5 protein-coding genes are annotated in these 9,082 nt (G+C 64.6%); all 5 read left to right on the top strand.

Annotation, left to right across the window (positions count from 1 at the left end; genetic code table 11):
• The coding region (locus IVA74_RS19975; RefSeq protein ID WP_247347461.1) for a cadherin-like domain-containing protein at nt 1-1,763 on the top strand (1,763 nt) is incomplete at its 5' end.
• Nucleotides 1,764-1,807: 44 nt separating this feature from the next.
• A complete protein-coding gene (locus tag IVA74_RS19970; RefSeq protein WP_247347448.1) occupies nt 1,808-3,124 on the top strand; it encodes an HlyD family type I secretion periplasmic adaptor subunit in 1,317 nt (438 codons plus the stop codon).
• A gap of 23 nt (nt 3,125-3,147) precedes the next feature.
• The gene (locus IVA74_RS19965) at nt 3,148-4,191 is read left to right on the top strand and encodes a M23 family metallopeptidase (RefSeq protein WP_247347446.1); all 1,044 of its coding nucleotides are present in this window, start codon (nt 3,148-3,150) and stop codon (nt 4,189-4,191) included.
• A gap of 468 nt (nt 4,192-4,659) precedes the next feature.
• Nucleotides 4,660-5,454, top strand: a complete 795-nt coding sequence (locus tag IVA74_RS19960) for a PD-(D/E)XK nuclease family protein (RefSeq protein WP_247347444.1) — start codon at nt 4,660-4,662, stop codon at nt 5,452-5,454.
• The gene (locus IVA74_RS19955) at nt 5,451-8,768 is read left to right on the top strand and encodes a UvrD-helicase domain-containing protein (RefSeq protein ID WP_247347442.1); all 3,318 of its coding nucleotides are present in this window, start codon (nt 5,451-5,453) and stop codon (nt 8,766-8,768) included. Before IVA74_RS19960 ends, IVA74_RS19955 begins: the two co-directional genes overlap by 4 nt.
• Nucleotides 8,769-9,082: the final 314 nt, after the last annotated feature.

The raw sequence follows: 9,082 nt of genomic DNA, 5'->3' as shown, positions 1-9,082 counted from the left end.
AGAATGGACGCGGTGGGGGAGGGTCTTCCGACGACCACACCAGGCCCCACGTCGACGAGCCCAAAAAGCCGCCGCCGACGAGCAAGGACCCGCCCGCCGATCCGCCGAAGCGGGTCAACCATGCCCCGGTGAGCGCAGGGGCGGTCGATCTCGGCAGTGGGCTCGTCAATGAAGCCTTCATCATCTCGCTCGCCCAACTGCTGAACGGCGCCAGCGATCCGGACGGCGACCGGCTTTCGGTGCAGGCCCTTCAGGTCGACCACGGGTCGCTACAGGCCTGGGGAGCGGACCGTTGGCTCTACACGCCCGAGCACGACGAAGTGGGTCCGGTCCAATTCAGCTACCGCATCTCCGACGGCACCGCCTCCATCGTCCAAGCGGCGCACGCGAATCTGCATGCCGCACCCGACGAAGAGGTCCACGGCACCGAGGGCGACGACTTCCTGATCGGAACGCCCTTGGTCGACGTGATCGATGCCGGCGCCGGCAATGACATCGTCTACGGTCGCGAAAGCGCCGACACGATCTACGGGGGCGAGGGCAACGACCGACTGGTGGGCGGCGAAGGCGACGACACCCTGTTCGGAGGCCCGGGCAACGACGTCATCTTCGGGGGGGCGGGGAGCGACACGCTGTTCGGCGAAGCCGGCAACGATACCCTCTACGGCGAGGACGGGAATGATCTCATTCTGGGCGGCGAAGGCGACGACTTTGCGTCCGGCGGGCAGGGCGACGACACGATCCTGGGCGGCGCCGGAAACGACACCCTCCAGGGCGACGTGGGGAACGACAGGATCGAGGGCGAGCAAGGCGACGACCATATCGACGGCGGCGCCGGCAACGACGTGCTGCTCGGCGGCGCGGGCAACGATTGCATCGTCGGCGGGGCCGGCGACGACACGGTCCACGGCGGGGAAGGGAACGACCGTATCGACGGCGGTGCCGGGAATGACACCCTACGCGGAGACGCCGGCGACGACCACATCGTGGGCGGGCTAGGCAACGATGACTTGGATGGCGGGACCGGCGACGACGTGCTCTCGGGCGGCGCAGGCGACGACTCCCTGCAGGGCGGCGCCGGCGACGACCATCTCGACGGGGGCGCCGGCAACGACGTGCTGGCGGGTGGCGCCGGCAACGACTGCATCGACGCCGGCTGTGGGGACGACGTGATCGTTCTCGGCGTCGAGGCTGGCCACGACGTCATTCACGGCGGGGACGGCGAAGACACTCTGGATCTCTCCCAAATCGTGTTCGACGAGAACGTAGACCTGCCCGACGGCATCGTCGAAATCTGCGACGGGCAGACCGCGCAGATTTTCGAGATCGAGAATGTCCAGGGCGGCCACGGTCGCGACCGCCTGGTTGCCGATGCCCATGTGAACATCATGGAGGGCGGCGACGGCAATGACACGTTCGTCTTCCAAGACCTGGCTTCTCTGAAGAACGATGGCGGGCCGCGCGATCACATCGTGGACTTCAGTGTCGGCGACAGGCTCGACCTGTCCAGAGTCGGACAGGAACTCGACGATTTCTCCGGCAAAAAACTGTTCTTCGCCGGCGCCGACCAGGCGAGGTTCGACGAGGTGGGCGCCGTCGGCTTCCGCCATGAAATCGTCTCCGACCAGGAGATCACCATCGTCTCCGGCCACCTCGACGGAGACGCGGAGCACGATTTCGAGATCGTTCTGGATGGCAATCTCGATCTCGAAGAGAGCAATTTTGTCTTCACGCCTTCCCAGCAAACGAACGCGCACCACTGAACGCGAAACGGCAGCGTGCCGGTTCCAACAACGGAGCTCGAGCGATGAACCAAAATCCCACGGAAAGGGCCGCACGCGCTGCGGACCAGTCGTTCGGCATCCGCTCGCGCGTGGCGATGGCGGCCTTTCTGGCCATCGTCCTGATCGGCGGTTGCGGCGGCTGGGCGGTACACGCCGAGCTGACCGGCGCCGTGATCGCGCAAGGCAAGGTCACGGTCAGGAAGCAGGTCAAGCTGATCCAGCACCGCGACGGTGGCATCGTCGGCGAGATCCTGGTCGCCAACGGCGACGCCGTAAAGGCGGGCGACGTCCTCGTCAGGCTCGACGAGACCCAGACCAAGGCGGAACTCGGCGTGCTCAAGGGGCAGCGCGCGGAGCTCGAGGGCCGCAGGGCGCGGCATGTGGCCGAGCGCGACGGGGCCACGGCCATCAGGTTCGATTCCCGGTTCGAGCACGACCCGTTCACGGCGGAGATCGCGCGGGGCGAGATCCGGCTCTTCAACGAGAACTTGGCGGTACGTGAGGCCAGGCGCGATCAGTTGTCGCTGCAGATCGCGCAATTCGAGGAGCAGGTCCGTGGGCTGACGGCACAACAGGAGGCCAACGCCAGCGAGCGCAAGATGGTCAGGGAAGATCTCGAGCGTCTGACGCCGCTCTACAACAAGGGTTTTATAGAAATCGGCAAGATCCGCACCATGGAGCGCGATCTCGTCAAGATCGACGGCCTCAAGGGCGAGATCGACGCCAACATCGCGCGAGTGAAAGGACAGATCAGCGAGTCGCGGATCAAGATCATCGAATTCGATCAGCAGGCGCGCACCGACGGCCAGCGCGACCTGCGCGAGGTGGATGGCAAACTTGCGGAGCTTCAGGAACGGATCGTGGCGTCGCTGGACCGCCTGTCGCGCATGGTGATCCGCTCGCCGATCTCCGGCACCGTCAACGAGCTCGCGGTCAATTCTGTCAACGGCGTGATCTCCCCCAAGGAAACGCTTATGTCCATCGTCCCCGAAAACGCCGACCTGGTCGTCGAAGCGAAACTGTCTCCGACCGACATCGACCAGGCCGCGACCGGACAGCCGGCACGCCTAAGGTTCTCCTCCTTCAACCAGCGGACTACGCCGGAGGTGGCCGGTACGGTCGAAACGATCGGAGCGGCGGCCAGCCTGGACCAGGCCAGCGGCCAGACGTACTATCTCAGCACCATCGCGATCGCGGGTGGCCAAAGGCAAGTGGCGGGCAAGCCAATCGTGCCCGGAATGCCGGTCGAGGTTTTTCTCACCACCGGCGATAGGACCGCGCTTTCGTACCTGATAAAGCCGTTCACCGATCAGATGATGAAATCCTTCCGGGAGGAGTAAAACGCCTGTTCCCTGCCGCGAAAATGTTCAACATCAATTCCGCCTGCGCGGCGCGTGGCCGAAACCGGCTGGCGCCGGCGTTGCTTGCGATCATGATTTTGTCAGGCGCAAGCTCGCAGGCGCGCGCAGCCGACCATTCGTCGCCCGATCTAGGCCTGCCTGTCGACTGCCGCTTGGGCGTGGACTGCTTCGTGCAGCAGATGCCCGACGTCGATCCAAGCGATCAGGCGTTGGATCCGCTCTGCGGCAACGCCACGTACCAGGGGCACGACGGCTGGGACATTCGCATCCGCACGCTCAAGGACCTCGACCGCCAAACGCCCGTGATCGCAATTGACGACGGAACGGTCGCGCGCGTGAGGGACGGCATCCCAGACCGCATGGCGCAGGACAAAGATACTGCGGGAAAGGAGTGCGGTAACGGCGTTTTTGTGGAGCATTCCGGGGGACTGGCCTCGCAATACTGCCACCTCAAGGAAGGCAGCATCGTCGTGAGGCCCGGAGTGCACGTGAAGAAAGGTGAGCGCCTGGGGTCGGTCGGGGCATCGGGATTGGCCGAGTTTCCGCATGTGCACCTGTCGGTCCGACGGGATGGCAAGCCGATCGAACCCCTGACGGGTCGGCCGCTCGGAACGGGTCGGGAAGCCTGCGGAGAAATTGCGGGAAGCCTGTTCGAGCCGGCCGTCCGGGATGCGCTGTCCCGTTCGGCTTCAGCGATTCTGCTGGTCGGGCTCACCAACGCTCCGCCCGAACTGTCGAGCCTGGTTCGCGATGGGGAGCCGGTCGCCCCCAAGGCTTCGCAACCTGTAATCGCCTGGGTCTGGGCGATCAACGTCGAAGCCGACAGTGTTTTCAGAATGCGCATTGTCGACCCCGACGGGAAAACCCTCATGAACGTCGAAACAAAGCCTCTCGAGAGACGGAAGGCCAACTACATTGCCTATGCCGGAGGGAAGTCCGCGCAGCGACCAGGGGAGTATGGACTGCAAGTCGAAATGGTCTCGGGTGGAAAGACGATCTCATCGGCCACGCGGGCGATCCTGATCCGAAGCGAGGGGGAACGGTAGCTCGAAACACCACGAGTGACGCGAAAATTACCTGCACTCCGAAGCCCTGCCGCCTAAATCTTCTTCGACAGCGGAATAATGCGGCGCTCGTGGTTTTTCATTCTATGACGCCAGGAATGCGCTATGAGCCGCTCTTCACTCAGGACACCGTCGAGCCGATGGCTCGCCAGAAGCATTCGGATCATCCGGGGCAAGCTGGTCGCCCTCGTGAATGCGTTCAGGAGCTTTGTTGAGCGGTTTGGCATTCGGTCCGGAAAACGCGGCGAAAAGCTGCGGGGACCGATCCTTTGGCTCGGAAACCTGCACAAACGCAACGACGACCAAAGCAGCGATCCCGGTCGCGCAGTCGCCGACCGTCCAAGCGAAAAGCAGTATCCAAGCGCACGGTAACTCAGCGTCTTCGCCGCGCGTCGCCGTTCGATTTTCGGCAGGGAGACCCTAGGCGATCGCGTCCGACGAATAGGTGCCGTGGCAGCCCGGCCGGGTGACCTGACGCCAGTCGAACCCCATCCGGGCTATGAGCGCGCCGCTCTTCATGAGCTCGAGGCTGCGCTCGACGCGGCTGTGGGCGCGATCAGTATCAAATGGCCGCTGGAACGCTCAGTGCCGCCCTTGCTGTTGTGGCGACATACGCTTCTAGCGGCGCGCGAGCTCGCCCTTAAGGCCCTGACGCTGGACGAGACGTTTCAGTCGGGGACGCGCAGCTGGACCGAGCTGGCCTTCGGTCGCGAGGAAGACGGTGCAGGTGCTTCCGTTGACCTCCTCTGGCCGCCCACAGCGCAGGTAGTCGTTCCCCGCGCCAATGTACGTGTGCGCGGCAGCATCGATCGTGTCGATTTCAATCCCTCCAGGAACGCCGCGCGCGTCTCCGACTACAAAACCGGCGCCGAACCGCCGAAGGCGAACGAGATCGTTCTTGCAGGCGGGGCTGAGTTGCAGCGCGTGCTCTATGCGCTGGCGGCACGCCAAATCGTGCCGGACAATCCGCGGGTCATCGCGCGATTGGTGTATCTCGGAGACGACCAGCCGAGGCCATATCGGCTGCAAGACGTAGACCAGGCCATCGCCGATGTCAGCGAGCACGTCTCCGCAGGTATTGATCTTCTACGTGGCGGCTTCAGCTTGCCTGGTCCGGATGCTCGAGAGGATTGGAACGACTTCCGGCTCGCGCTGCCGGCAGCTCCGGCGACCTACTTCCAAATCAAGCAGGCGGCGCTGGCTCGCGCATTCGGCGATTTCGCCCGCATATGGAGAGCAAGTTGACGCTGCTCGCCGACAACCCTGCACGCCTGCGAGCCGTCACCGAACTGGGCGCAACGCTCCTGGTTGAAGCCGCCGCCGGCACCGGCAAAACCGCCTTGATGGCGGCACGGTTGACGATGTTACTGGCTCATGGCGCCGAGCCGGGATCGATCGCCGCAATAACGTTTACCGAGCTTGCCGCCAGCGCGCTTGCCGCGCGGGTCCATCACTACGTTGACGAACTCCTCGCGGGACGCGTGCCCAAGCCCCTGCAGGGCGCCCTATCGGACGGATTGAACGAGGCCCAGCGCCGTGCCTTGTCGGCGGCCGCGGATAAGCTCGATGAGCTGAGCACGGCTACTATCCACGCCTTCTGCAAGACCATCATCTGCAGCTACGCAGTAGAAGCCGACATCGATCCGGGCGCGCGGATTCTGGATGCGACGCAGGCAGAGGCCGCTTTCAACAGCGTCTTCGAACAATGGTTCAAGCGACGGCTGAACGGATCGGCGCGGGCGGACGATCCCGTCGCCGCTTTGTCGCAGTTTGATCCCCGTCACGTGGTCGCCACTTTGCGAGCACTCGCACGTTTCAGTCTGGAGCATCGTGGCGCACGGACGCCAGCCGCCGATCTGAGCGGCCGGCCCGATATGGAGCTGGCCGAGGCCGTCGCTGATTTCCGGCGATGGCTCTCGGCGCAGCCGGTCGAGCCCAAAACCCTCGATCTCATGGGACAGCTCGAGACGCTTGCGCGCCATTTCGCCGGTAGCTTCGAAACGCCGCCCTCCTTTGAGACCCTGTGGCGGTTGGCCCATCCCGGGCGCCTGCCGTGCATGCGGCGGCGCACCTTCGAACTCTTGACGCCGAAGACGAAGACCGCCTGGGAGAAGGCCGCCGGCAAAGATCGGGGGGCGCAGCTCAACGAGGAGGCCGGCGTCCATTTCGCGCGTGTTGCTCGCTGTTATCGGGTGATCCTTGGCCGCATTGCTGGTGCGTTGGTGGCCAAGCTTGCCGACGAGCTTGACGAGGTGCTGGCCGACTATGCGGCATTCAAGCGCGCTGCGGCTGTCCTTGACTTTGACGATCTCTTGGAGCGAGCGCGCAGGCTCGTTTGCGAACATGACGCCCTTCGTCGCGAGCTCGGGCGCCGCTATCGCTACATCTTCGTGGACGAATTCCAGGACACCGATCCGACCCAGGCAGAAATTCTGTTCATGATCGCCGCCGACGACCGGCCGGCGCGCTGGCAGGACAGTGCGTTGCGCGCCGGTGCGCTGTTCATGGTTGGCGATCCCAAGCAGTCCATCTACCGCTTCCGCGGTGCTGACGTCGCGTCCTACGGCGAAGCACGTGCCGCCATCTCACGGCGCTGGCCGGAGAATATCGTGCAGATTACTGCCAACTTCCGATCGCGGCCCGAGATCCTGACCCATACCAATCGTTGTTTCGCCACGCCGCTCTCCGGAAGAGGGCAACCTGGCTATGTGGCGCTGGCCCCGACCATTGACCAACCGGATCACAATCTGCCCTGCGCCGCCAAGATCAGGATCGACGTGCCGCCGGACTCCCGGCCGGCGCAGATCCGCGACGCCGAGGCCGAAGCCGTCGCCGACCTTTGCGCGCGCCTGATCGGTAACCTAAACATCCGCGACGATAATGGCGACGTGGCGCCGCTTTCACCCGGCGGGATTGCGCTGTTAGCTCCGACAGGTGCCGAGTTGTGGCGCTATGAGCGCGCGCTCGAAACGCGCGGACTTCCAATCGCCTCGCAGGCGGGCAAGGGACTTTTTCGCCGTCAAGAGGTGCAAGACTTCGTCGCGCTGGCGCGAGTGCTTGCTGACGCGGGCGATACATTGGCATTCGGCGCCTTGATGCGCGGTCCTCTTGTCGGCCTGACGGAAGAGCAATTGCTCGACATCACCGCGGCGTTGCCGCCGCATGAGGATCGTCCCCATGCGATTCCGCGCTTCTCGCTAATGGCCGAGGCCGATCACGTCATCCATCCGACGGCGCGACGTGTCCTGTCGATCTTGAAGGACCTGCACCGCCGCGCGCGGGTGACCACACCGGCGCTGCTGCTCGCCGAGGCCGCCGAGCGTTTGGCCATACGGCCCATCCTGAGCGCGCGCGAAGGCGACCGCAGCGCTCGAGCTGCCGCCAACATCGAGGCCGTGCTCGAACGAGCGAGACCGTATGACGTCAAAGGTCTGAAGCGCTTCGTCCGCGACATCAGCCGCGACTGGCGCGTCGGCGAGGCCTACGACGAAGGCCGCATCGACGCCGAGGGCGACGCAATCGAACTTATGACCGTCCATAGCGCCAAGGGTCTCGAATGGCCGGTGGTGATCCCGATCAACACCGCGACCTTGCTGCGTTCTCGAGAGCCTTTCGTGCACCGTGCCGGCGACGACACTCTGCACTGGGTAATTGGCGACGTGGTGCCTCCGGAACTCATCGCTGCGCTCGAGACTGACCACGAAAGCCTGATGCGCGAGCGCGAACGGCTCTGGTATGTCGCCTGCACGCGAGCCCGCGAGCTCCTTGTCGTTCCGGAGCTGCCAGAAGCTGAGCAGAAATCCTGGGCGCGCATCGTCGATATGGCGCATGATGTGCTGCCGCGGCTGGACGTTTCGCGCATGACGCCGAGGCCTGTGCAGATCATTGCGGAACCGCCCAATCGCCAAACCGCTGAGCTGTTTGCCGCCGAGCGTGCCAGCATTGACGCTGCGGCCGTCCCGCTCACCTGGGTCCGACCGAGCGATCACGATGTGGACCGCATCTCAACGAGCGAGGCGATCGCGCTCGAAGGGGGCGACGCACCCGAAATCGAGGCGCCCGTCGGGGCTGGTCGTGTCCGCGGGCTTCTCTTGCACAAGCTGATGGAGGAGGTGCTGACCGGCGAACTCGCCGAGGACGCCGGCGGGCTCGCCGCTCGCGCCCGAGAGCTTATTGGGCAACTGCCCCTTGACGCAGCGGAAGACGGAGTGCTTCCAAACGCTGACGAGATCACCGCGACCGCGTTGCGCGCTTTGCACCTACCGGAGGTCGCCGCCCTGCGCATGCGGCTCGTCCCCGAATGGCCGATCTACTCTGTGCTTCCGGATCGGCCGGAGGCGATCGGGCTCGCGGGGCGCATCGATGCCATCGCTTACGACGGGGAACGTGCCGACGTCGTCATCGACTGGAAGAGCGACTTCGATCCATCCGAGACGGACATGCGGCTCCATGCCGAACAGATTCAGCAGTATCTGCGGGCGACAGGCGCCTCACGCGGCGCGCTGGTCTACATGACACCCGGGATCATTCGCTGGATTGGGTGTAGTCCCGCGGCCTGAGTGGCGTTCGGCCATCTATGGGAGGACACTCAGGGCAAGAGTCGCCGATCGATCCCAGCGCATCTTCGATGGCCTCGACCGCCAGCTCCGGGGAGACGCCCCGAGGGCGGATTCCGTCGAGCGACGAAGATGGCGCGCTCGCGAGCGTGAGGGAGTAGCAGAAACGCACGACCCCAGTGAACGGTTGGAACGGGAAGAACCGCGACCGGGCAAACGGTCGTGCCAGCTTACGGGAAGGAAGTTGAAATGCCTAGCGATATAAACCCTGACGAGAGCCTACGCGAGTTAGCTTCCCGTCCGGGACTTTTCCCCGC

Source organism: Bradyrhizobium sp. 132 (assembly GCF_023074185.1).
Lineage (GTDB): Bacteria > Pseudomonadota > Alphaproteobacteria > Rhizobiales > Xanthobacteraceae > Bradyrhizobium.
The sequence above is the reverse complement of the archived record's forward strand: the minus strand, read 5'-3'. Positions and strand labels throughout refer to the sequence as shown.